This is a genomic window from Shimia sp. FJ5 (assembly GCF_032918335.1).
Taxonomy (GTDB): domain Bacteria; phylum Pseudomonadota; class Alphaproteobacteria; order Rhodobacterales; family Rhodobacteraceae; genus Shimia; species Shimia aestuarii_A.
Genome location: NZ_JAWJUV010000004.1, coordinates 193234 through 216477 on the forward strand (window position 1 = coordinate 193234; position 23244 = coordinate 216477).

Sequence of the window (23244 nt, forward strand, 5' to 3'; positions counted from 1 at the left end):
GTTTTGTCCATGGCTCGCAGAGGAAGTCAACCTTGTGCCGCGCCGCATCTGCCCCCATATAGGGGCCAACGCAATTGCCGGAGACGATCATGCAGACCCGCAACAAGATCATGGACGATATTTCCCAATTGATGACCAACGCCATGGGCGTGGCGCAAGGGGCCAAGGACGAAGCCGAAACCGCGATGAAGTCGATGATGGATCGTTGGCTCGCGGACCGCGATTTCGTCACCCGCGAGGAATTCGATGCCGTGCGCGCCATGGCCCAGAAGGCCCGAGAGGAAAACGAGGCCCTGAAGGCACGCCTCGATGCGCTGGAAAAGAAGTAAGATTTGAAGGGCGCCGCGAGCGCCCTTTTTCTTTGCGGTATGCCTGTCATGACACCGCGGGCATCGATTGTTCTTGCCGGGCGCGCTGGGCCGGGTAGCCTTGGACCTGATATGAGTCGGGACATCACATTCAGGACGGAAGACCTCACCAAGACCTATGGTGAGGGCGCGGCCGCCGTGCATGCCCTGCGCGGTGTCGATCTTGAGATTCCGCGCGGCGAGATTGTCGTGCTCCTCGGGCCGTCCGGTTCTGGCAAATCCACGCTTCTCAATATTCTCGGTGGGCTTGATCGCGCGACAAGCGGTGACGCCTATTTCGAGACAGAAAACCTAAGCGATATGAACGACCGCGCGCTGACGCGCTATCGGCGCGATCACGTCGGGTTCGTGTTTCAATTCTATAACCTCATGCCGTCGCTTACGGCGCGAGAGAACGTCGAGCTTGTGACGGAAATCGCCAAGGATCCGCTCGGCGTCGAAGAGGCGCTGACGCTCGTCGGCCTCGGCGATCGCATGGATCATTTCCCGGCCCAGATGTCAGGCGGCGAACAACAGCGTGTCGCCATCGCCCGTGCCGTGGCCAAGAACCCGACCGTGCTTTTCTGTGACGAGCCCACGGGGGCGCTCGATTCGACCACCGGGCGTGCGGTGCTGCATGTGCTGAACGATGTGAATGCACGTCTTGGCGCGACTGTCCTGATCGTGACCCACGCTGCCGAGACCGCCCGCATGGCGCATCGCGTCATCCATTTTGCGGATGGTGCTATTCGCGAAGTGGTGCAGAACGAAACCCGCCTCAGCCCTGACGAGATCGAATGGTAGGACAATGCGGGCGCTCGATCATAAGCTGATGCGCGATCTCTGGCGGATCCGGGGGCAGGCGGGAGCCATTGCCCTCGTCGCCGCCGTCGGGGTCAGCCTTCTGGTGATGATGTCGGGAATGCTGCAATCGCTGCGCGAAACACGGATTCAGTATTACGAGAGCTACCGCCTCGCCGAGATTTTTGCGCCAGTGACCCGCGCCCCCAGCCCAATGGTCGAGCGTGTCGCCGATATCGCCGGAGTCGCCGCCGCAGAAGGCCGTATTCGGGGCGCCGCGCTTCTCGACATGCCGGGGCAGGCGCTTCCGGTGCGGGCTGCCGCTCTGTCTTTGCCGCGCTCCATGGTACCGCGCCTCAACAATCTGTACCTCAAGGATGGGCGTCTCCTCGCCCCCGGTCATATGGACGAGGTGGTGGTTCTAGAGAGTTTCGCAACCGCGCATGACCTCGCGCTCGGCGATCACTTGACCGCGACCATGCAAGGTAGCCGCCGCGACTTTCAGATCGTCGGCTTTGCCGCTTCTCCGGAGTTCCTCTTTACCACGGCGCCGGGCGAGTTCGTGCCTGACGATGCCCGCTTTGCCGTACTTTGGATGCATGAGGAGGCGCTTGCTGCTGCCTTCGACGTACAAGGCGCGGTGAACGAGGTTCTGATTGCGCTTGAGCGCGAGGCAAATGCCAATGACGTTCTGGCCAAGGTCGATCGGCTTCTGGATCGCTATGGCGGACAGGGGGCCTACCTGCGCAAGGATAGCATGTCGGACCGTTTCATCTCGGAAGAGATCGCAGGACTTTCGGCAACATCCGTTGTCGTGCCGCCGATCTTCCTTGGGGTGGCAGCTTTCCTTCTTTACATCGTCATCACCCGCCTGGTGCAGGCCGAGCGCGAACAGATCGGTCTTATTAAGGCGTTCGGCTACACCGACTTCGAGGTGGCCCTGCATTACTTCAAGCTGGTGATCATCATCGCTGTGATCGGCGCGGCGCTGGGCTGCGCGCTTGGGCTTTGGGGGGGGCGGCTTATGGCGGGGGTCTACCAATCGGTCTATCATTTCCCCTTCCTCGTGTTCCGGGTCGAGCCCTCGTCCTTTGTCACGGGCATCATCACCTCGGTTTTTGCCGCCTCTGCCGGGGGCATTCTTGTGCTGCGCGGGGTCTTCCGTCTGACGCCCGCCGTCGCCATGCGCCCGCCTGCGCCAATGGACTTTTCGCGCACGGGCGCGCTCAACGACCGTTTGCGCCGCTGGCTCGATCAACCGACCCGTATGGTTCTGCGCCGCATCCTGCGCAATCCGGGGCGGATCGGCGGTGCGGTGCTCGGGATCGCCGTCGGCATGGGTCTCTCTTCGGCGCAGATGTCGCTCATGTCGGGCTTTGATGACACGCTCGATCTGACCTTCGGGGTGATCGACCGTTCCGATGTTGCCGTGACCTTTTTCGAACCCATGCCCGCCAAGACGGCGTTCAATATGGCGCATCTTCCTGGCGTCCTCGAGGTAGAGCCCGTGCGCAGCGTCTCTGCCGTGATGCGCAACGGACGGCAGAGCTATCGCGGCTCGGTCACAGGGCTTGTCGAAGAGGCGCGCCTGAATCGCGCCGTGCGCAAGGACATGAGCGATATTTCCATGCCGACCAAGGGCATCGTGCTCGCTCGCGCGCTTGCCGACACGCTCGATATTGGACCCGGCGAAACGTTGCGTGTCGAGGTGCTCAACGGTCGCCGCCCGACGATAGATGTGCAGGTCGCGGAGGTGGCCGAGACACTGCTTGGTGCCCCCGCCTATATGCGGTTCGAAGGTCTCAATGCCGCGCTTGGTGAAGTCGGGCGCGTTTCGGCGGTCTACTTGCGGGTGGACGCGTCGAAGATGGATGCGCTCTATGCCGCGCTGAAGGATATGCCGACAGTCGCTGGCGTGACACAGCGCGAAGACGCCCGCGCGGCGATGCAAAAGCTCATGGATACGGGCGCGGGCGCAATGCGCTATGTGATGGCGGCGATTGCTGGGATCATCACCTTCGGCATTGTCTATAACGCTGCCCGCATCGCGTTTGGCGAGCAATCCCGCGATCTGGCGAGCTTACGGGTCATGGGGTTCACGCGCGGCGAAACCTCTTATGTGCTGCTCGGTGAGTTGGTCGTGGTGGTGCTATTGGCAGTGCCGCTTGGTGTTGGGGTCGGCTACTACCTGTCTTTCCTGATCGCTGCCGGATTTAGCACCGACCTCTACCAGATCCCGACGGGATTCCGCCCAGATGCCTTCGGTGCGGCGGGGGTGGCCGTACTTCTGGCGACGGTTGTGTCGGGGGCTTTGGTGCGACGGGATATTGACAAGGTCGACCTCGTGGAGACCCTGAAGACAAGAGAGTGAGGCGAAAATGGCGACGCGGAAATCGAGAAATGTGCTCATGATCGGGGTTGTCGGGCTGGTCGCGGCGGCGCTTGCCGCAGCCTTCTGGCCACAACCGACCGAGGTCGACCTCGGCACGGTCAAACGCGGTGCCATGCGGCTGACCGTGGATGAAGAGGCCCGCACACAGGTGCGCGACCCCTATGTGGTCTCGACACCCATCGCGGGCCATCTCTTGCGCGTGGACCTTCAGCCCGGCGATCGTGTGACGCAGGGCGAAACCATCGTCGCACGCATGTTGCCCACCAACCCTGCCGCGCTCGATATCCGGACGCGGGAACAGGCCGGAGCCGCTATCGACTCGGCCAAGGCCGCGTTGCGCGTTGCCGAGGCTGACCTGAACAAGGCCCTTTCAGATCGCGACCTCGCCCAAACCGCCCTTGAACGTGCCCGCAAGCTCTTTGCGCAAGGCAATATCTCACAGGCTGCGATGGAACGGTCGGAAAGCGCGATGCGGACGGCGCAGGCCGTGGTCGATACCGCCCGCGCGGCCATCTCGATGCGGGTCGCCGACCTCAACAACGCCGAAGCCAATTTGATCTCCTTTGACAATATCGGCCAAGCCAGAAGCGCCAGCGAGGCCATTGACCTGCCATCTCCGATCACTGGTGTGGTGCTGCGGGTGATCCAAGAAAGCGAAACCATCCTCCCGGCCGGCACGCCGGTGCTCGAGATCGGCGATACCGCGAATGATCTCGAAGTTGTGGTCGAGTTGCTGAGCAGCGATGCCGTGCGTGTCGCAATCGGCGATCCTGTCGAGATCGACAATTGGGGCGGCGACGGCGTGTTGAATGGTATGGTGGAACGGATTGACCCCTTCGGATTTACCAAGTTCTCCGCGCTCGGCGTCGAAGAACAACGGGTCAACTCTGTGATCCGCTTCACCGATCCACCGGAACAGCGTGGCGGGCTAGGCCATGGGTTCCGCGTCGAAGCCCGCATCATCGTCTGGCAGGATGAGGACACGCTCATCGCCCCTTCAAGTGCCTTGTTTCGTCATGATGACGGCTGGGCCGTCTTCGTCATCCGCGAGGGACACGCGGTCCTGACACCCATCGAAATCGGACGCAACAACGGGTTTTCCGCGCAGATTCTCGACGGGCTCGACGTGGGAGCAGAGGTTGTTCTCTACCCATCGGCGACGCTCGTGGACGGGGCCCGCATTGCCGCCAGAAGCGCCGGCTAGATCGTCTTTCGATAGCGCCATAGGTTGCGCGTTCTGCGGGTTTTCCAACAAGGGAAACGCGCCCGGCGCTCTCTGTGGTATGTGACAGTTTCTTGTGCCTCGGTGCGATTAATCCACAACTTATTGCGTTATCCACAAATATTTTGCTTTACAGCAGACCCTCTCTACCGCCACCATATCTAGTAAGGGAGGCGGAAAATCCCGCTGTCCCTAGAGCAGGCACCAAGCGCTAGGGGCGCTGCCATTCCCCCGGCGCAAGAGAGAAAGAGGTGGCGCCATGGCATTGTCTGAGCAGTTCTTCGAAGAAGATATTCACCCGATCGACATCGTCGAGCATATCGCAGAGCACCACGACTGGAGCTTTGACAGACTCGGGGACGATCAGATCGCGATGGCTGTTGAAGGACAGTGGCGCACCTACTCGATCACCCTTGCCTGGTCCCACTATGATGAAACGCTTCGCCTCGTGTGTTCCTTTGAGATGGAGCCGCCCGAAGAGAAGCTGAGCGCACTACACGCGGCGCTCAACGCGGTCAACGACGAATGCTGGGCCGGGGCGTTTACCTTCTGGGCCGAGCAAAAACTGATGATCTATCGCTACGGCCTCGTCCTTGCGGGCGGCCAGATGGCGAGCCCCGATCAGGTTGATACAATGATCCGTGCCGCCGTCCTGAGCGCCGAACGCTTCTACCCCGCGTTTCAGCTTGTCGTGTGGGGCGACCGCAAGGTCGAGGACGCGATGCAGGTCGCCATTGCAGAGGCTTACGGTCGCGCGTAACACTTCCCCCCAAATACGAACAGGGGGACATCATGGATATGAAACATGTCGCCGAGCGGGGTTTGGTTCTGCTCGGATGTGGCAAAATGGGATCGGCCATGCTCGAGGGCTGGCTCGCGGGCGGACTTCCTGCAAACTCTGTCTGGGTGCAGGATCCGTCCCCGAGCGATTGGGTCAAAGGCTCTGGCGTGAACGTCAATGAAACGCTGCCCGCGAAACCCGCCATCGTCCTTGTCGCGGTCAAACCGCAGGTCATGGCCGAGGCGCTTCCGGTGCTAGAACCGATGGGCAATGGCGAAACGCTCTTCATTTCGGTTGCGGCTGGGATCGGTTGCGCCACCTACGAAGACATGCTCGGAAGCGACACTCCGATCATCCGCGCCATGCCGAACACGCCCGCAGCCGTCGGGCGGGGCATCACCGCGATCATCGGCAACGCCCGCGCTAGTGCCGATATGCTCGATCTTGCCGAAAGCTTGCTCAAGGCCGTGGGACAGGTCGTTCGCCTTGAGAGCGAAAGTCAAATGGATGCGGTCACCGGCGTGAGCGGCTCTGGCCCTGCCTACGTTTTCCATATGATCGAATGCATGGCTGCAGCGGGCGAAGCACAAGGTCTCGCGCCCGATCTTGCCATGGCGCTCGCCAAGGCGACCGTGGCCGGGGCAGGGGCGCTGGCCGAGGCCGCGGATGAGACGCCCGCGCAACTGCGCGTCAACGTGACAAGCCCTAACGGTACGACACAAGCCGGTCTTGAGGTGTTGATGAACGCCGAAACCGGCCTGCCGCCATTGATCCGCAAGACCGTCGCAGCAGCAGCAGATCGCTCGCGGGAGCTGGCCAATGGCTGAGATTTCCTTTGACGACTTCCTCAAAGTCGACATCCGTGTTGGCACTGTGACCCGCGCCGAGCCCTACCCGGAGGCGCGCAAACCCGCGATCAAGCTCTGGGTCGATTTTGGCGATGAGATTGGCGAGCGCAAAAGCTCAGCCCAGATCACCAAGCACTACGATCCCGAGGCCCTTGTCGGTAAACAGGTCATGGCCGTGGTCAATTTTCCCCCTCGCCAGATCGGCAAGTTCATGTCGGAAATCCTTGTTCTCGGTTTGCCGGATGCAGATGGCGAAATCGTCCTTATCGGCCCAGATCAACCCGTGCCAAGCGGCGGGAGAATGCATTGAAACGGCTGTTCGTGACGCGCCCGTTGCCCGACCTCGTCATCGACAAGGCCCGCGAGGCTTGGGATGTGACCGTCAGGACGAGCAACGCGCCGATGTCCCCGGACGAGATGCGTGTGTCCTTGCAGGACTACGATGCCGTCTTGCCGACCCTTGGAGATCTCTACGGTGCCGAGGTCTTTGCCGCCGTGCCCGCCGCGCGCTGTCGTATCCTCGCGAACTTTGGCGTCGGGTACAACCATATCGATGTAGCCGCCGCCCGCGCTGCCGGGATTGCTGTGACCAACACGCCTGGCGCGGTGACCGACGCCACTGCCGATATCGCCCTGACCTTGATGATGATGAGTGCTCGCCGCGCGGGCGAAGGCGAACGGTTGGTGCGCGCCGGGGCTTGGAGTGGCTGGCACCCGACCCAGATGCTCGGGCTGCACCTTTCAGGCAAGACTGTCGGCATTGTCGGCATGGGACGCATCGGTCAGGCCATCGCCAAGCGCTGTCACCTCGGGTTCGGTATGGCAGTGCGATATTTCAATCGCTCGCCGAAGGACTTGCCCTTTGACGCGACCCGTGTGGACAACCTCCACGAACTCGCGGCTGAGGTCGACATTCTCGTAGCGGCGGTGCCCGGTGGGGCCGAGACGCGGCACCTGATGGATGCCGGTATCTTTGCAGCGATGCAGCCCCACGCGCATTTCATCAACATCTCGCGCGGCGATGTCGTCGACGAAGCCGCCCTTATCACCGCGCTTGAAAGTGGGGCCATTGGCGGCGCGGGGCTTGATGTTTATGAACAGGAACCCATCGTTCCGGACGCGCTGATACAGATGGAAAACGTGGTGCTTCTGCCCCATCTCGGCACCGCCGCGCTCGAAGTGCGGACCGGCATGGGGTTGATGGCCGTGGAAAACCTTGCCGCCTTTGCCACCGGAGCGCCGTTACCGAACGCCGTCTGATCCGTCGTCCATCGCTTCACGCCAATGACGGCGGCAGAGGGAAACATAGCTCTCATTGCCGCCGATCTGCACCTGTGCACCGTCATGCAGCACGTCTCCAGCCTCATCGAGCCGCACCACCATCGTCGCTTTCTTGCCGCAGTGACAGATCGTGCGCACTTCGCGCATTTCGTCGGCAAGAGCGAGCAACGCGGCAGAGCCGGGAAAGAGTTTGCCCCGGAAATCGACGCGCAGCCCGTAGCACATGACCGGCACGCCAAGATCGTCCACGGCCCGTGCCAATTGCCAGACTTGCGCCTCCTCGAGAAACTGCGCCTCGTCAAGGAACACACAGGCGCAGGGCCCTTCGTCAAGCCGGGCCTCGATCATCGCGAATAGATCGTCTTCGGGGCCAAACCCAACCGCCGGGCTTTCAATCCCGATCCGTGACGCAATCTTGCCGCGACCGGCGCGCGTATCTAGCGCCGCAGTCAGGAGGTAGGTCTCCATGCCGCGTTCGCGGTAGTTATGCGCGGCTTGCAAGAGCACCGTCGATTTGCCGGCGTTCATTGTCGAATACTGAAAGTAGAGCTTGGCCATGGCGCGGTCATAGGCTGGCGAAGGGCTTGGATGCAAGAGGCTCTGGTGGGCGAGGCGGGGCCGAGGCGATCGCATCCACGATCGCCCCGAACCTGCCGTCTACTCTTAACTCAAGCTTTCCAGGAGACAGGGTCTCTGGGGATGGCTGGAAAGCGCCACTCGCAACGATGTAGACAGGTCGCCTGCTACGAGACTTGTTCGCATATGGACGCCCCTACACTCCGAGCACGTGTCCGAGGGATTGTGCCCGAATGTCCACGCGTTTCCGCATGTGAACACTTTACCAATGACATTATGAATGTAAGTCTTTAAGGGGAAACAAATTGCAGGTTTCCCCATGCGCTAAGGGGATTATTCGTTTCGGGGGTAGAAGAGCATGAACGCGATCGGGTCGTACCTGAAGAAGCACTCCGAGGCTCTGGTCAAGGATGTTGGGATCGAGGCCGCTTGCGAGCTGACGGGAAAATCCAAGGCCACGCTCGGACGCTACTACTCGCAACATCCCGAACACGAAGACCGGTTCATGCCGATTGATGCGGTCGCCCTCCTCGAAGAAGCCTCGTCTTACCCCCATGTTACGGCGGCTCTGGCCGAGTTGAAGCGCATCACCCTTTCCTATGACGATCGCCGCAAGAACGATCGCGAAGGTGGGGTCAATTCCGATGTGGTCGCCCTGAGCCAGCGGTTCGCCATGCTGATGGCCGAATATAGCCAGTCGATCGAAGACGGGATCATTACCGTGAACGAGGCCAAGCGCCTTCTCAAGGAAACTGTCGCGCTGCAGCAGGTGCTGATCGACATGAAGCTGCACCTCGAAGAAGAGACCGTCTGATCTTTGGCTCTCAGGCCTCGCGCCGTAGCAGAACAGACCCGACCGAATAGCCCGCCCCGAAAGAACACACGAGCCCAAGATCGCCGGGGTCGAGATCGTCGGAATACTTCGCGAATGCGATGATCGACCCGGCCGAAGACGTGTTGGCATAGTCCTGAAGGATGTTCGGCTGTTCCTCGCGTTCCGGCGTGCGGCCCATGACCTTCTTGCCGATGAAATCGTTCATCGACTTGTTCGCCTGATGAAGCCAGAGCCGGCGCAGGTTCTCGCCGCCAAAGCCCTCGTCATCGAGATGGGCAAGGATATGCGCCGACACCATCGGCACCACTTCCTTAAAGACCTTGCGGCCGTTTTGCATGAACTGCATATCGCGCCGATCCTCGACACCGGACGGACGCGAGCGGCGCAGGAAGCCGTTATTGTTGCGGATATTGTTGGAGAATTCCGTCGCGCAACGGGTCGAGAGGATATCGAACCGCGCGCCCTTGGCATCTTCCGCGCGCTCAATGACTGTTGCCGTCGCCACGTCGCCAAAGATGAAATGGCAATCCCGGTCGCGCCACTCGAGGTGCCCCGAGCAGATCTCGGGATTGACGACGATGGCCTTGGTGGCCGAGCCGGACCGCACCATGTCCGCCGCCGCCTGAATGCCGAAGGTGGCCGAGGAACAGGCGACGTTCATGTCAAAGGCAAATCCGCCCGCGCCAAGCGCCTTCTGGATTTCGATGGCAATCGCCGGGTAGGCGCGCTCCATGTTGGATGCGGCACAGATCACGAGGTCGATCTCTTCCGCCGCGACGCCCGCCATATCGAGCGCCTTCTGGCAGGCATCAAGCGCCATCTCTGCCATCAGCGAAAGCTCATCATCACTGCGCTGGCGCAGATGCGGATGCATGACCTCCGGATCAAGAACCCCGCTCTTGTCGATCACATAGCGTTGTTCGATTCCCGAGGCCTTGAAGATGAACTCCGACGAGGAATGTTCCATCGGAGCCATCTCGCCCGCCGCGATGGCCTCGGCGTTCTTTGCGTTCATCCGATCGGCATAGGCATTGAACGCGACGACAAGTTCGTCGTTGGTGATGACCTGTTCCGGGGTGAAGACACCGGTGCCGGTGATGGCGGGTTGATACATGGCTGACCTCTTGCAAGCAGTATCCTAGCAATCCCCAACCCTGACCAGTTGGTCAAGGGGCGCGCGGTAAAAAACGCTCGACTGACCTTAGGCGAACGGGTCTTCCGGGTAGCCGACCCCGGCAAGGTAAAGCCCCTGCGGCGGGCAAACTGGACCACAGGCCGCCCGATCCCGTGCCTCGAGCGCCTCGCGTACCTGTTCGGGTGTCCATGCCCCCGCGCCAACGCGCTCCAGAGTCCCGACGAAACTGCGCACCTGATTGTGCAGGAACGACCGCGCCCGCACATGGAAATGCATCTCCGGCCCCCAAAGCGTCTCAACCCGCTCGACCCGCAACTCATCGAGCGTTTTAACCGGGCTGGCCGACTGACAGATCGAACTGCGGAAGGTGGTGAAGTCGTGATGGCCGATGAGGAAATCCGCCCCGGCCTGCATCGCTTCAGCATCTAGGCTGTGATTGATCTGCCAGACCAGTCCCGCCTGATGCGTCGCAGGGGCGCGACGCATGAGGATGCGAAACAGATACCGCCGCTCCACCGCCGAGAACCGCGCGTGCCAGTCCTCGTCCACCCGCGCCGCGGCAACAATGGCCACAGGATTCGGTTTCAGATGATGGTTGAGCGCTTCCGAAAGGCGGAACGGGTCCCAGTCCTTTTCCATATCGCAATGCGCCACCTGCGCCAGGCCATGCACCCCTGCATCCGTGCGCCCGGCGGCCGCTATCGTGTGCGGCCCCGGCTCAAGCCGTGCCAGCGCAGCCTCAATCGCGCCCTGAACCGAGGGCTGATCGGCCTGTCTTTGCCATCCGGCAAAGGGCGCTCCGTGGTATTCGACTTTGAGGGCATATCTTGGCATGGCCTGCGCATAGCCCATGTTGCGCGCCGCGAAAAGAGGGGGAGGACATGGGCCAGACTCCCCCCTAGCAATGTTACGCGTCGACACATAGCTTGAGAGCGAAGCAAACACAGGGGGCCGCGTGGTCATCTCAACCCTTGCCGACGGCCTGACGCGCAGCGTCGAATCCGTCGGCGACACCATCTCCGAGACCTTCTTCGAACCGGTGATCCGGCTCGGTGTGACGGGGCTTGCGCGGTCGGGCAAGACGGTGTTCATCACCTCTCTGGTCGCCAACCTCCTAGATCGCGGGCGGATGCCCGGCCTTTCTGCCGTGGCCGATGCGCGTATCACCGCTGCCCACCTGCAACCCCAACCTGACGACACCATTCCCCGGTTCGACTACGAAACCCATCTCGCCGCGCTCACACGTCCCGATCCGCATTGGCCCGAAAGCACCCGCGCCGTGAGCGAGTTACGCCTGTCGCTCAAGGTTCGGCCCACGTGTCTCCTTGGCGGCGTGCAGGGGCCGCGTACCGTGCATATCGACATCGTGGACTATCCCGGCGAGTGGCTCCTTGACCTTGCGCTTCTCGACAAAAGCTATGCCGAGTGGTCCGCTGAGACCCTCGCCCGGCTCGAGACCCGTGAAGAGGCGCTGCCCTTCCGCACCGCGTTGCGCGAAACGGATGCGCTTGCGCCGCTTGACGAACCCGTTGCCCAACGCCTCGCCGCGGCCTTTACGACCTATCTCAATGCCGCGCGCGATGCCGGGGTCTATGATTGCACGCCCGGCCGTTTCCTCCTGCCCGGTGATCTCGAAGGCTCGCCCGTTCTCACCTTTGCGCCCCTGCCGCCCGAGACCGGCGCGCCCCGCCGCTGCCTCTGGCGCGAGATGGAGCGCCGCTTTGAGGCTTACAAGGCGCGTGTCGTCAAACCGTTCTTCCGCGATCATTTTGCCCGCATCGACCGTCAGATCGTTCTCGTCGATGCGCTTGGAGCGATCCATCGCGGTCCACGCGCGGTCGAAGATATGCGCGGTGCGATGGCCGATATCCTGACGGCCTTCCGTCCCGGCACCAATAGTTTCCTCGCGCGCCTCCTGAGGGGGCGTCGCGTCGACAAGATCCTCTTTGCCGCGACCAAGGCCGACCACCTGCACCATACCCAACACCCCCAGCTCACCGCGATCATGCAGGCCCTGACCCGCGACGCCGCCTCGCGCGCGGAATTTGCAGGTGCCGCGACCGACGCGCTTGCGCTGGCCTCGGTGCGGGCCACGACCGAAGACAGCCTGCGCCATGACGGCCGCACCCTCGATTGCGTGCGTGGTACGTTGCTCGAGACCGGCAAACAGGCCGCCTTCTACCCCGGTCGCTTGCCGGATGATCCGTCCCAACTCCTGACCCCGGCGCGCGACGGGGCCGAGAAATGGCTCGACGGGGATTTCCAAGCGATGCAATTCGCGCCCGCGCGCCTGACGCTCAAACCGGGCGAAGGCCCGCCGCATATCCGCCTCGACCGCGCGGCGGAATTCCTCTTGGGAGACCGGCTATGACCAATGGCCCCGTTCTGATCGACCTCGAAGACAAGGACGCCGCGCCTTCCGTGCAAGAGGCCGCGCCAGTGCCGGACCTGGCGTCCCCGACGCCAGAAGGGCAGGCGATGGTCATGGCAAGCCGCCTGGCCGCCCGCCCTCCGTCCCGGCTCGCGCGTTGGTTCTGGGGGCTGCTCGGTCTTTTGCTTGGCACTGTGGTGTCGCTGGCCGCTTGGGAGTTCATCACCGCGCTTCTTGAGCGCACGCCAATCCTTGGTTGGGGTGTGACGGCGCTTGTCTGTGTGTTCCTCCTCGTGGTCTTGATGATCGCCCTACGAGAGATCGCGGGATTTGCGCGCCTGCGCCGTGTCGATTCCCTGCGCCACGCGGCCGAGGCTGCGCTGGCCAGCGGAGAGACCAAAGCTGCCCGGGACATGGTCGAGACGCTTGACCGGTTCTATCGCGGTCGTCCCGATACAGAATGGGGCCGTGCCCGCCTTGCAGAACGTAAGGGAGAGGTGATGGACGGCGATGCGCTACTCGCATTGGCCGAGACAGAGCTTCTCGCCCCCCTCGACAAGGCCGCCACGCGTGAGATCGAGGCCGCCTCGCGGCAGGTCGCCACGGTGACGGCGCTTGTCCCTCTGGCGCTTGTCGATGTGGTGACAGCGCTTGGCACCAACATCCGCATGATCCGTCGCATTGCCGAGATCTATGGCGGACGCGCCGGCACCCTCGGAAGCTGGCGCCTTCTGCGCGCGGTGATGACTCACCTTGTCGCAACAGGCGCGGTGGCGATTGGTGATGACATGCTCGGCTCGCTTGCCGGGGGCGGGGTGCTGTCCAAACTGAGCCGCCGCTTTGGCGAAGGCCTGGTGAATGGCGCATTGACTGCGCGGGTCGGCGTTGCGGCGATGGAAGTCTGCCGCCCCATGCCCTTCACACGCGCCCGCCGCCCGTCGGTCAGTGGCATCGTGAAACGCGCGCTGACCGGCTTTTTCGGGGGCTGACCCTAGTCCAGAACGGGCGGCGCCGCCTTGGTCTGACGGACCTGCTGAAGACCGAGGCGCAGTCCCTTGCCAATCCGGTGGGCCAGCGCCGAAAACTGGGTTCTGGTCGGCTCAGGCAGGGTTTCGGCGAGGGTTTCATCGAAGAGTCCGAGCCAGAGTTCGAAGTGTTCGGGCTGCACATGCGGGCTTTGCATATGCGCCATCATCGGGCTCCCGGAATAGCTCCGTTCCTTCAGGATCGCATTGCGCCAGAACCCGGCGATTTTGGCCTCATGCGCGGGCCACGCCCCGTCCTTGATATGCGCCGAGAAAACCGGCCCAAGAACCTCATGCTGGCGGATTCGGGCATAGAACAGGCGCATCACGTCGTCGATCTGTCCGGGTGTAATCTCAAATAGCTGCAACGGGTTGTTCATTTCGCGCTCCTTCGAAAGAAGGCGCAGTCTGCGCCTTGTGCCTTGCGGGGAAAATAGGCCATTTCGCCACGTGGGTGGCCTTTGGAGTAGACCCTCACGCCGGGCTTTGGCACTCTGCCCACATGACCGAGCACGGACACAGCCAGGCAGAAGTAGAACAGCGTATTGGCGCACCACAAGGGCGCGGATACCTACGCGATGTGGTCTATGGTGCGATTGACGGCTCTGTCACGACCTTTGCCATCGTCGCTGGCGTCGCCGGGGCGGGGCTTTCGCCTTTTATCATCGTCGCGCTCGGCTTTGCCAACGTGCTCGCGGACGGGTTTTCCATGGCGGTCGGCAATTACTCCGGCACTAAGGCTGAACTCGATGACGCCGAGCGCCTGCGTGCCGTCGAACGCCGCCATTTGCGCGATCATCCCGAAGGTGAGCGCCGCGAAATTCGGGAAATCCTGCGCCTCAAGGGGCTGGAGGGGCCTGTGCTCGAGGCCGCGACCGATGCGATCTTCAAGGACGAAGAGGCCTCGGTCCAGCTCATGCTCGAGGGCGAATACGGCATTTCCTCTGTCGACCCGCATCCATTTCACGCAGCCTTGGCGACCTTTGTTGCCTTCCTCGTGGCTGGTGTGATCCCGCTCTTGCCCTTCGTCTTTGGCATGGAGAACGCCTTTCGCCTTGCCTCGATCCTGACCGCCTTCGTCTTCTTCGGTATTGGCGCCCTCAAAAGCCGGTGGGCACTCGTGCCGTGGTGGCGCTCCGGGCTCGAGACCTTGCTCATCGGTGGGGTCGCCGCGCTGATCGCCTTCGGAGTCGGGAGCCTCTTCAACGTCTGAGCCTCGGCCGCGCCAGTTCCGCCTTGCCGCGCTTGCGGCACAGGCCTATAACGCGCCCCATGACCCGCCATTTCGCGATCATTATTCGAATTACATGCCCGGCGCTCTGAACCAAACGAGCCGCCGGGACAAGGCGTATGGGAAACCGCGCCGACTTTCACACTTCCCAACATGATCCGAACCGCAAGGACGCCGAAAGATGTGCGCCGAGACGCCTGACTACAAAGACACGCTGAACCTTCCCAAAACCGATTTCCCCATGCGCGCGGGACTGCCCAAGCGCGAGCCGGAATGGCTCGCCCGCTGGGCCGAAATCGGCATCTATGACCGCCTGCGCGAGAAAGAGGGGCGGGCCCCCTTCATCCTCCATGACGGCCCCCCCTATGCCAACGGTCACCTGCACATCGGCCACGCGCTCAACAAGATCCTCAAGGACTTCATCGTCCGCAGCCAGCAGATGCTTGGCCGCGATGCGCGCTATGTGCCGGGCTGGGATTGCCACGGGTTGCCGATCGAATGGAAGATCGAGGAACAATACCGCGCCAAGGGCAAGGACAAGGACGAAGTTGACGTGGTCGAGTTCCGCAAGGAATGCCGCGATTTCGCCGCCGGCTGGATCGATATTCAGCGCGACGAGTTCAAGCGCCTCGGCATCACCGGCAAATGGGAAAAGCCCTACCTGACGATGGATTTCCACGCCGAGCGCGTCATCGCCGAGGAGTTCATGAAATTCCTCATGAACGGCACGCTCTACCAAGGCTCCAAACCGGTCATGTGGTCGCCTGTCGAGGAAACCGCGCTGGCCGAGGCCGAGGTGGAATACCATGACAAGGAGAGCTTCACCATCTGGGTGAAATTCCCCGTCGCGACCGAGGGTGACCTCGAAGGCGCCAACGTGATCATCTGGACCACCACTCCCTGGACCATCCCCTCGAACAAGGCGGTGGTCTTTGGCGAGGACTATTCCTACGGCCTCTATGAGGTGACCTCCACGCCCGAGGAATGTTGGGCCAAGCCGGGCGAGCGCTTCTTGCTCGCCGACAAGCTTGCTGGCGACGTGATGGGCCGCGCGCGTCTTGACGACGACATGTGGACCCGTGTGCGCGATGTGCCGACGTCGGAGCTTGCGGGCCTGACCCTGCGCCACCCGCTTGCCGGGGTCGAAGGGGCCAAGGGCGAATGGGACGACCTGCGCGACTTCCGCGCCGCCGATTTCGTCACCGACGAGGAAGGCACCGGCTTTGTGCACTGCGCCCCTTCGCATGGTATGGAAGAATTCGAACTTTATCGCGATCTCGGCATGCTCGAACAGGTCATCACCTATAACGTTATGGACGATGGCTCTTTCCGCGAAGACCTGCCGTTCTTTGGTGGCAAGCGCATCCTGCGTGCCAAGGCCAAGAAAGGCGATTGGGAAGGCGACGCGAACGGCGCTGTCATGTCCAAACTGGCCGAAGTGGGCGGTCTTCTCGCCCGTGGCAAGATCAAGCACAGCTACCCCCATAGCTGGCGCTCCAAGGCCCCGGTCATCTACCGCAACACACCGCAATGGTTCGCCGCCATCGACCGCGAGGTCGGCGACGGACAGGATACCTACGGCAAGACGATCCGCGATCGTGCCCTGAAATCCATCGACGAACTCGTGACTTGGACGCCAAAGACGGGCCGCAACCGCCTCTATTCGATGATCGAAGCGCGCCCCGACTGGGTGCTGTCGCGTCAACGCGCTTGGGGCGTGCCGCTGACCTGCTTTGTCAAGAAAGGCGCGCTGCCGACGGATCCGGACTTCCTCTTGCGCGACGATGCCGTGAACGCCCGCATCTGCGAAGCTTTCGAGGCCGAAGGTGCGGACGCTTGGTATCTGGACGGCGCCAAGGAGCGCTTCCTCGGCAACGACTACAACGCCGACGATTACGATCAGATCTTTGATGTGCTCGACGTGTGGTTCGATTCTGGCTCGACCCACGCTTTCGTGCTGCGTGACCGCGAAGATGGCGTCCCGGATGGCATCGCCGATCTTTACCTCGAAGGCACCGACCAACACCGTGGTTGGTTCCATTCTTCTATGCTTCAGGCCTGCGGCACCAAGGGCCGCGCGCCCTATCGTGGCGTGCTGACTCATGGGTTCACGCTCGATGAGAAGGGCAACAAGATGTCCAAATCCTTGGGCAACACGATCGTGCCCGAGGAAGTGGTCAAGCAATATGGCGCCGATATCCTGCGCCTCTGGGTGGCCCAGACCGACTATACCAACGATCAGCGGATCGGCCCGGAAATCCTCAAAGGGACCGCCGACAGCTATCGCCGCCTGCGCAACACCATGCGTTTCATGCTCGGCGCGCTCGCGCATTTCGACGAAAAAGACCGCGTTGAACCTGCCGATATGCCCGAACTGGAACGCTGGGTTCTGCATCGCCTGGCCGAGTTGGATCACAAGGTTCGCACTGGCTACAACGCCTATGACTTCCAAGGCGTCTTTAGCGCGATCTTCAACTTTGCCACGGTCGAGCTTTCGGCCTTCTACTTCGATATCCGCAAGGACGCGCTTTATTGCGATGGCGACACTGCGCGTCGCCGCGCCGCGCATACCGTGCTCGATCTCCTGTTCCATCGTCTGACCACATGGCTTGCGCCGGTTCTGACCTTCACGATGGAAGAGGTCTGGCTCGAACGCTTCCCCGGCGAAGGCGCGTCGGTGCACCTGACCGATATCCCCGACACGCCCGCCGATTGGATCGACGAGCCGCTTGCAGCGAAATGGGCCAAGGTGCGCGAGGCGCGTCGTGCCGTGACCGCCGCCCTCGAAGTGCAGCGCACGGATAAGGTCATCGGTGCGTCGCTCGAAGCATCGCCCGTCGTCCATGTACGCGAGGCCGAGGTGCTCGAGGCGCTGAAGTCGGTGAACTTCGCTGATATCTGCATCACGTCTGACATTCGCCTGACCGGCGATCCGATGCCTGCCGAAGCCTTCCGCCTGCCGGAAGTCGAAGGCGTGGGCGTGGTGTTCGAGAAAGCCGAGGGCGAGAAATGCCAGCGTTGCTGGAAAATCCTCCCTGATGTGGGCCGTCACGCACATACGGGCGTCTGCGGCCGCTGTAGCGACGCGCTCGGCTAGATCGCGCAGACCTGTTGATGCACTCAGAAAACGTCCCGCTTGCGGGGCGTTTTTTTCTGGGCCACGGTCATCTCATGACAGAACGCACGATAGACAGCCCGGTCGGCGCTCTCCGCCTTGTCGAAAGCGACGGCGCGATCACGCGGCTTGCTTGGGGGCAGGGCGCGCGGGACTCCACTCCGCTCCTCCTCGAGGCCGAGGCCCAGCTTGCCGCCTATTTCGCCGGCACCCGCGAAGCGTTCGATATCCCGCTCCATGTCGACAGGAGCGAATTTCAGCGCGCGGTCTGCGATGCCATGCTTGCGATCCCCTTTGGCTATACCCGGACCTATGGCGAGATTGCCCGCGACCTTGGCGTCCCGGCGCAGGCCGTGGGGCAGGCCTGCGGTGCAAACCCGATCCCGATCCTCATTCCCTGTCACAGGGTCATGGGGGCGAAAGGCCTGACAGGGTTTTCCGGCGGGGGCGGTGTCGAGACGAAGGTGACGCTGCTGCGCCTCGAAGGCGCGGCAGGACTGCTCATCTGAAATGCGCACATACGCAATACCGACGTAATACCGACGTGATACAGACGCGCTATTTTGCCGGAAAAACCTGCTGCGCGATGCCTGCGAACAAGAGATAGATCGAGGTCACGACAAGCCCCCAATGGGCCCAGCTCTCGGGGTGAAAATCAACCCAAGCCGCCCATCCCGCGAAGAAGGTCCAGGCAAACGCCACCGGCAGCGACACGTTGCGCCACCGCTCTGTGCGCACTGGATGGATGAACTTGAGCGGCAGGAACATCGCCACCGCAAGCAAAGCCACAAGCGCGAACGAGACCCAGAAATTCGGCTCCAACGCAAAGATCACGAGCACCAGCATGTTCCAGCAGCCGGGAAAGCCGTGAAAGGAATTATCCTTTGTTTTCATGCGGGTGTCGGCAAAATACATGGCCGAGGCAAAGGTGATGACGATGATCGACGCCCACCCGGTCCAGCCGCCCATCAGGTCGGATTTGAAAAGCGCGAAGGCGGGGATAAAGACATAGGTCAGGTAGTCGATGATGAGATCAAGAAGGACGCCATCGAACTCTGGTGCGTTGGTCTTGACGTCATATTTGCGCGCCATCGGCCCATCGAGCCCATCGACCGCGAAGGCCACGACGAGCCAGAGGAACATCAGGCTCCACTTCTCATCCACGGCCGCCAACATCGCCAACATGGCAAACACGGCACCGGTCGCAGTAAACAAATGAACAAGCAAGGCACGTAGATGATCTGTCATCCATCCGTCATGACGCAATTCGCCATATAGCGCAACGCCGGGCATTTGTTTTTCGACCTTTAGAACTTGGGAAAATGCGCTCTCGTGGCGACGGAATTTGCCCCTGCCACGTTATACGATTGAAACAGGTTTCGGAGAGCAAGAACCATGCATCTACGTAAATGGGCGACACCACTCACAATCGGAAGTTTCCTTGTTATGGGGGTGACCGGCACTTTGATGTTTTTCCATCTGGATGAAGGGCTTAACAAGCTTCTGCATGAATGGGCAGGGTGGGCCATGTTGGTCGCGGTCGGAGCGCATGTGCTGTTGAACTGGCGTGCGTTTCAGATCTATTTCAAACGCCCTGTCGCGTTGGGGATTATGGTCGTGGCGGCGGGTGCGCTTCTCTTGTCTTTCGTACCGGTCGACGCAGGGGGCGGCAGCCCCGTTCCCCATGTCATGCGCGCGTTGTCTGACGCTCCTGTGGAGCATGTCATCGCCATTGCCGGGGTCGACCTACAAGAGGGTTTGACCCGGCTTCGTGAGGCCGGGTATCCGATTGAGGCCGGGCAGGCGATTGCGGATGTCGCTCAAGGAGATCGCGGTGCAAGCATGACAGCAACGAAGTCGCTCTTTGTTCCCTGACCAACTGGGGACGCCCCCTCATTTCACGATGTGTTCATCTTTCACGAACATATTGGCCCATGCGCGATCAATCAGATCAGGGTTCATCTGATAAGGGATGCCTTCGAACTGACAGATCGAAATGATCTGATCGATGAGGAAAATCGGCTGGTAGTTGGCGTAGACATTGTCGATCGCCGGGTATTTTTCTTTGAGCAGGTAGATCAGCGAGGCTTCGTCGAGGGGCACTTTCTTCTTCTTCGCGACGAGTGCAAAAATCTTGAGGAAGTTCTCCTGGCTCGGCCCGTCAATCTTGATTTTAAAGAAAATCCTGCGAAGCGCGGCTTGGTCGAAAATCTCGTTCGGGTGAAAGTTGGTTGAGAAAATCACAAGCGTGTCAAAGGGCACTTCGAATTTTTCGCCTGATTGAAGCGCGAGGATGTCCTTGCCTTCTTCTAGCGGAACGATCCAACGGTTCACGAGCGCCTGTGGCGGCTCTTCCTGACGTCCGAGGTCGTCGACGATAAAGATTCCGCCCGTGGATTTGAGCTGTAGCGGCGCCTGATAGGTGCGCGCGGTCGGGTTGTAGACCAGGTCCAGCATATTGAGAGAAAGCTCCCCGCCGGTGATCACCGTGGGGCGCTCGCATTTGACATAGCGGCTGTCGAACCGACCGACACGACGTAGCGAGGTCTTGTCATCCTCGTCGGCTTCGGCGGCGGAATGCACAATCGGGTCATAGACCGTGATGACTTGTCCAGCATATTCAATCGCGCGCGGGACAAAGATCTTGTCGCCCATCGCATCACGTATGCCGTTGGAAATAGAAGATTTACCGTTGCCCGGCGGGCCATACATGAGGATCGAACGCCCGGATCCGACTGCGGGGCCAAGATGATCGAGAAGACTATCAGGCAGGATCAGGTGCCCCATCGCCTTGGTGAGTTGTTCGCGCGTAATCTGCACGTTCTTGATCGATTGGCGTTCCACTTGCTCGCGATAGACATCAAGCGGTACAGGCATTGCCCCGTAGTACTCCGACTGGGACAAAGCATCGAGCGCGCGGGATTTGCCGGCCTCGGTCAATTGGTAGCCCATCTCATTGCCGCTATTCGCATTGAGCGTCCCGGTCGCCTCGATCAGGCGCTGTTCGCGGCCTATATCGACAAGCTCCTGCGTCACAGCAGAAGGCAGGCAGATTGCCTTGGCGATTTCCGAGACCATATCGACGTTCTTACGGAACATAGTCTTCAGAAGTATGTCCCGCATCATCACAATGGGGAGCTGCATTTCGGCCAGACGCTTTGGCGCCGGCGGTGCTATGACATTGGAGACCTGCATGTTCATTGGTGTCACCTCGCCATCCTTGGTGCTTCCTGTGAGCAGGTGCGCCTAGGCATAGCTCACTTGCCGCGTTCCTCGCGACTAGACCCTAGAAAGAAGGCAATTTTCGGGCCGGGATCAGGCGCCGTAGAGGAAACCAAGCACAAGGTAGAGCGCCAAGGTGCCGCCGAGGGCGAGGCCCATGGGGAAGTCCCAGCCCTGTTCCCAGCTTTCCCAGTCAGGGACCATGCGCCGGATCGGAGAGTGCTTGGCAATCCTGTGCGTGACCCAAGCCGCAAGGAGGGTCGCGGTAAAGATCGCCATCAGGAACCGCAGGTCTGAGACAAAGACAAAAGGTGCCGCGGCCGCCGCGAACTTAGCGTCGCCTGCCCCCACAAGGCCGCCTGCATTCAGCAGGATACCGATAAGAAGAACGATGACCACGTGCAGCAGGTGCCAAAGATAGATTGGAAAGGGGAGGGCGATCAGACCCACGACAACATAGACCCCGAGCAAGAAAAGCACGCTCGTATTCGGGATACGCATGGCGCGCATATCTGACCATGCGACGTAGAAACAGACCGGCAGCACGAAAGGCATGAACCAAAGCGCGGCGCTCGTGGGGATCTCCATAGACATCCGCCCCTAGCCTATCAGCTTTCTTCCAACGCGCGCAGGGCGCGTACGGCGGCTTCGAAATGCTGCGGGTGGGTGTCAATCGCTTCACGCAGGAGCGTTTTGCCGGTTTGTGTGTCGTTCTGTTTGATCGCGGAAAGCGCCATCGTGTGTAGAAGCTGGGCCCTCTCGGTCTGGTCCATCGGGATCACGGGAAGGGTGTACTTACGCTGTGCGCCGCGTGCGAGAACCATGTTGTTCTTGGCGGTGAACAGGGCGTTGTCCTGCCGGATCGCATCGCTGAACAACCGTTCGGCGTCAGCGTAGTCGCCCCGTGTGAGCTTGGAATACCCCCAGTTGTTGAGCACGCCGGCCGGGCGCGTCGTCAATCCAACGGCCGTCTCATAGTAGCTGTCGGCCTTGCTCCATTCGTTGTTGGAGTCGGCGATCATCGCCTCAAGGCGGTAGCGCTTGAAGGTCTCGTGTGTGGGCGGAATCGTGTCGAGCTGTTTCTCGGCCTCTTGCCATTTACCTGCGCGGATCAGGGCATCCGCATAATCTACGCGGTCTACGCTCGTCGATTCTGTATTCTTCACGACACGCTGCCAAGCGGGAATGGCTTCGGAGTAGCGCCGTGCGCGCACAAGTGACACCGCGAGACCGCGTTGGATGTCGATCCGGTCCGGATTGTCCTTGAGCGTGCGCTGAAAATAGGAGACCGCCTCATTGGGGTCTGCCACGGTCAGCATGATGTCCGACAGGTTGCTTTCGTCGATCGCGTTCACGTCTTGAAGCGCTCGATCTACGGACGAAGTGCCTGTGTCTTCACAGCCCACAAGCGCAAGTGCGCTCACAAGACATATGGATACGATAAATGGCTGGCGCATTGTTGCGACCTCTTACTGCTCTTGCCACTTTTTAAGGTGTTTGCCGGATCAGGTAGCTCGACCGTCCACGGCGCACCATTTTATATTCGTTTGCCTGTTCATCATCATAAGACGGATTTTCCAATTTTGCGAGTGCTAACCGCAGATTGTCCCGAATCATGTCACTATCGCCATTGTCGAGCGCGTAGGCCTTGCGAAAGACCTGAACCGATTGGGCGACTTCGCCTTTCTCGAGCAAAATAACACCAAGGTTGTTCCAGGCGTCCGGGCGAGTTTCGTCTTTCTCGAGAGCGCGTTTCAGGAAGCTCTCGGCCTGTCCGAGGCGGCCAAGCGCAAGGTTCGCAGAGCCCAAGGAAATAAGGACGTCAGGCGTCATCCCGTGATCCCCAGCGGCACGGATATAGGCCTTGAGCGCCAGTTCGTGCTCGCCCGCATCCATGAGCCGATCCCCGACGACGAGGCCATCAACGGCTTCTTCGCTATGATCCACACCCGGTGCAAATGGGCCAGTGCGAGACTCGGATAGGCCGCCCGTGTCACAGGCGGCCAATGCCAGAAGGGAGGTCAGAAGCGCCGGTCGTAGGGCGGATCGCATGGGGCCTCGT

At 61.2% G+C, this 23244-nt stretch carries 24 protein-coding genes; 15 read left to right on the top strand and 9 right to left on the bottom strand.

The window, feature by feature from the left end; all coding sequences use genetic code 11:
• Positions 1-89 precede the first annotated feature (89 nt).
• The 8 genes from R1W01_RS13920 (at position 90) to R1W01_RS13955 (ending at position 7651) form a co-directional block, all read left to right on the top strand.
• Positions 90-329: an accessory factor UbiK family protein gene (locus tag R1W01_RS13920; protein WP_243613939.1), complete on the top strand. Its 240-nt coding sequence runs from the start codon at positions 90-92 to the stop codon at positions 327-329.
• Between the two features lie 111 nt (positions 330-440).
• Positions 441-1151 carry an ABC transporter ATP-binding protein gene (locus tag R1W01_RS13925; RefSeq protein ID WP_297755932.1) on the top strand — a complete coding sequence of 237 codons (711 nt, stop codon included), beginning with the start codon at positions 441-443 and terminating at the stop codon, positions 1149-1151.
• Between the two features lie 4 nt (positions 1152-1155).
• Complete coding sequence (locus tag R1W01_RS13930) at positions 1156-3519, top strand: ABC transporter permease (protein WP_297755934.1); 2364 nt, start codon at positions 1156-1158, stop codon at positions 3517-3519.
• Positions 3520-3526: 7 nt separating this feature from the next.
• Entirely contained in the window at positions 3527-4744 is a 1218-nt protein-coding gene (locus tag R1W01_RS13935) for an efflux RND transporter periplasmic adaptor subunit (protein WP_297755935.1), read from the top strand.
• A gap of 277 nt (positions 4745-5021) precedes the next feature.
• Complete coding sequence (locus tag R1W01_RS13940) at positions 5022-5522, top strand: YbjN domain-containing protein (protein ID WP_243613935.1); 501 nt, start codon at positions 5022-5024, stop codon at positions 5520-5522.
• 32 nt (positions 5523-5554) lie between these two features.
• Positions 5555-6370 (top strand): pyrroline-5-carboxylate reductase, encoded by an 816-nt coding sequence (gene proC, locus R1W01_RS13945; protein WP_297755937.1) that lies wholly within the window; start codon positions 5555-5557, stop codon positions 6368-6370.
• On the top strand, positions 6363-6701 hold the full coding sequence (locus R1W01_RS13950; protein ID WP_243613933.1) for a tRNA-binding protein: 339 nt from the start codon (positions 6363-6365) through the stop codon (positions 6699-6701). The genes proC and R1W01_RS13950 overlap by 8 nt, the downstream gene beginning before the upstream one ends.
• Positions 6698-7651 (top strand): 2-hydroxyacid dehydrogenase, encoded by a 954-nt coding sequence (locus R1W01_RS13955; RefSeq protein WP_297755939.1) that lies wholly within the window; start codon positions 6698-6700, stop codon positions 7649-7651. The genes R1W01_RS13950 and R1W01_RS13955 overlap by 4 nt, the downstream gene beginning before the upstream one ends.
• Here R1W01_RS13955 and R1W01_RS13960 read toward each other — a convergent pair.
• Positions 7634-8230, bottom strand: a complete 597-nt coding sequence (locus tag R1W01_RS13960; RefSeq protein ID WP_243613996.1) for a thymidine kinase — start codon at positions 8228-8230, stop codon at positions 7634-7636. The two genes, R1W01_RS13955 and R1W01_RS13960, sit on opposite strands and share 18 nt — an antisense overlap.
• Before the next feature lie 376 nt (positions 8231-8606).
• Here R1W01_RS13960 and R1W01_RS13965 point away from each other — a divergent pair, with 376 nt between their 5' ends.
• Positions 8607-9062: a hypothetical protein gene (locus tag R1W01_RS13965; RefSeq protein ID WP_243613931.1), complete on the top strand. Its 456-nt coding sequence runs from the start codon at positions 8607-8609 to the stop codon at positions 9060-9062.
• Positions 9063-9072: 10 nt separating this feature from the next.
• Here the strand turns inward: R1W01_RS13965 and R1W01_RS13970 are convergent, their stop codons facing one another.
• Both R1W01_RS13970 and truA read right to left on the bottom strand, forming a co-directional pair.
• Positions 9073-10197: a beta-ketoacyl-ACP synthase III gene (locus tag R1W01_RS13970; RefSeq protein WP_297755941.1), complete on the bottom strand. Its 1125-nt coding sequence runs from the start codon at positions 10195-10197 to the stop codon at positions 9073-9075.
• An 87-nt stretch (positions 10198-10284) separates the two neighbouring features.
• On the bottom strand, positions 10285-11052 hold the full coding sequence (gene truA, locus R1W01_RS13975; RefSeq protein WP_297755943.1) for a tRNA pseudouridine(38-40) synthase TruA: 768 nt from the start codon (positions 11050-11052) through the stop codon (positions 10285-10287).
• 121 nt (positions 11053-11173) lie between these two features.
• Here truA and R1W01_RS13980 point away from each other — a divergent pair, with 121 nt between their 5' ends.
• Positions 11174-12589, top strand: coding sequence for a YcjX family protein (locus R1W01_RS13980; protein ID WP_317275285.1), 1416 nt, complete (start codon positions 11174-11176; stop codon positions 12587-12589).
• Positions 12586-13578: a YcjF family protein gene (locus tag R1W01_RS13985; RefSeq protein WP_297755947.1), complete on the top strand. Its 993-nt coding sequence runs from the start codon at positions 12586-12588 to the stop codon at positions 13576-13578. The genes R1W01_RS13980 and R1W01_RS13985 overlap by 4 nt, the downstream gene beginning before the upstream one ends.
• 2 nt (positions 13579-13580) lie before the next feature.
• Here R1W01_RS13985 and R1W01_RS13990 read toward each other — a convergent pair whose 3' ends face one another.
• Positions 13581-13994, bottom strand: coding sequence for a group III truncated hemoglobin (locus R1W01_RS13990; protein ID WP_243613926.1), 414 nt, complete (start codon positions 13992-13994; stop codon positions 13581-13583).
• A gap of 122 nt (positions 13995-14116) precedes the next feature.
• Between R1W01_RS13990 and R1W01_RS13995 the strand changes: the two genes are divergently transcribed.
• The 3 genes from R1W01_RS13995 to R1W01_RS14005 all read left to right on the top strand — a co-directional run bounded on the left by R1W01_RS13995 (position 14117) and on the right by R1W01_RS14005 (position 18469).
• Positions 14117-14827, top strand: a complete 711-nt coding sequence (locus R1W01_RS13995) for a VIT1/CCC1 transporter family protein (protein ID WP_297755949.1) — start codon at positions 14117-14119, stop codon at positions 14825-14827.
• A gap of 199 nt (positions 14828-15026) precedes the next feature.
• The gene (gene ileS / locus R1W01_RS14000; protein WP_297755951.1) at positions 15027-17942 is read left to right on the top strand and encodes an isoleucine--tRNA ligase; all 2916 of its coding nucleotides are present in this window, start codon (positions 15027-15029) and stop codon (positions 17940-17942) included.
• A 74-nt stretch (positions 17943-18016) separates the two neighbouring features.
• Positions 18017-18469: a methylated-DNA--[protein]-cysteine S-methyltransferase gene (locus R1W01_RS14005; protein ID WP_243613923.1), complete on the top strand. Its 453-nt coding sequence runs from the start codon at positions 18017-18019 to the stop codon at positions 18467-18469.
• A gap of 49 nt (positions 18470-18518) precedes the next feature.
• On the opposite strand, the gene R1W01_RS14010 is transcribed toward R1W01_RS14005, so the two are convergent.
• Positions 18519-19208 (bottom strand): CDP-alcohol phosphatidyltransferase family protein, encoded by a 690-nt coding sequence (locus tag R1W01_RS14010; RefSeq protein ID WP_297755953.1) that lies wholly within the window; start codon positions 19206-19208, stop codon positions 18519-18521.
• 147 nt (positions 19209-19355) lie between these two features.
• Between R1W01_RS14010 and R1W01_RS14015 the strand changes: the two genes are divergently transcribed.
• Positions 19356-19835: a DUF4405 domain-containing protein gene (locus tag R1W01_RS14015; protein ID WP_297755956.1), complete on the top strand. Its 480-nt coding sequence runs from the start codon at positions 19356-19358 to the stop codon at positions 19833-19835.
• Positions 19836-19853: 18 nt separating this feature from the next.
• On the opposite strand, the gene R1W01_RS14020 is transcribed toward R1W01_RS14015, so the two are convergent.
• From R1W01_RS14020 to R1W01_RS14035, 4 genes are all read right to left on the bottom strand, one after another.
• Positions 19854-21161, bottom strand: a complete 1308-nt coding sequence (locus R1W01_RS14020) for an ATPase (RefSeq protein WP_297755958.1) — start codon at positions 21159-21161, stop codon at positions 19854-19856.
• 114 nt (positions 21162-21275) lie between these two features.
• Positions 21276-21770, bottom strand: a complete 495-nt coding sequence (locus tag R1W01_RS14025; protein ID WP_297755990.1) for a prepilin peptidase — start codon at positions 21768-21770, stop codon at positions 21276-21278.
• Positions 21771-21790: 20 nt separating this feature from the next.
• Entirely contained in the window at positions 21791-22639 is an 849-nt protein-coding gene (locus R1W01_RS14030) for a tetratricopeptide repeat protein (RefSeq protein ID WP_297755960.1), read from the bottom strand.
• Positions 22640-22670: 31 nt separating this feature from the next.
• Positions 22671-23234: a tetratricopeptide repeat protein gene (locus R1W01_RS14035; protein WP_243613918.1), complete on the bottom strand. Its 564-nt coding sequence runs from the start codon at positions 23232-23234 to the stop codon at positions 22671-22673.
• Positions 23235-23244: the final 10 nt, after the last annotated feature.